This window comes from Paraburkholderia sp. SIMBA_030 (assembly GCF_046535245.1).
In the GTDB taxonomy this organism is placed as follows: Bacteria; Pseudomonadota; Gammaproteobacteria; order Burkholderiales; family Burkholderiaceae; genus Paraburkholderia.
This window is the reverse complement of record NZ_JAWRXB010001403.1, coordinates 1-244: the sequence shown is the minus strand read 5'-3', so window position 1 is coordinate 244 and position 244 is coordinate 1. Positions and strand designations below refer to the sequence as shown.

Sequence of the window (244 nt, the reverse complement as noted above, 5' to 3'; positions counted from 1 at the left end):
CGTGGCGAGCGCTTGCGAGAGCCGCTGGAAGATCGCCGAATGACTGTCGCGCATTCCCGATTCCGAGTGGAACGCATCCATCCGCGCGAGCGGCGAATTCATCGCGGTGTCGATCTCGTCGTGCAACGCCTGCTGGAACGACGAGTAGTTCGGAAAGCCGATCCGCACGACGAAGCGAAACACGGTCGGGTCGCTGACTTCGGCTTGCTTCGCAAAACTGGCGATCGGCCCGAGACCGAGGCTC

At 62.7% G+C, this 244-nt stretch carries 1 pseudogene; it reads right to left on the bottom strand.

Features of this window, described 5'->3' with window-relative positions:
• Window positions 1-244 (bottom strand): annotated as a pseudogene (locus SB772_RS44645) (RpiR family transcriptional regulator); the annotation flags it as partial.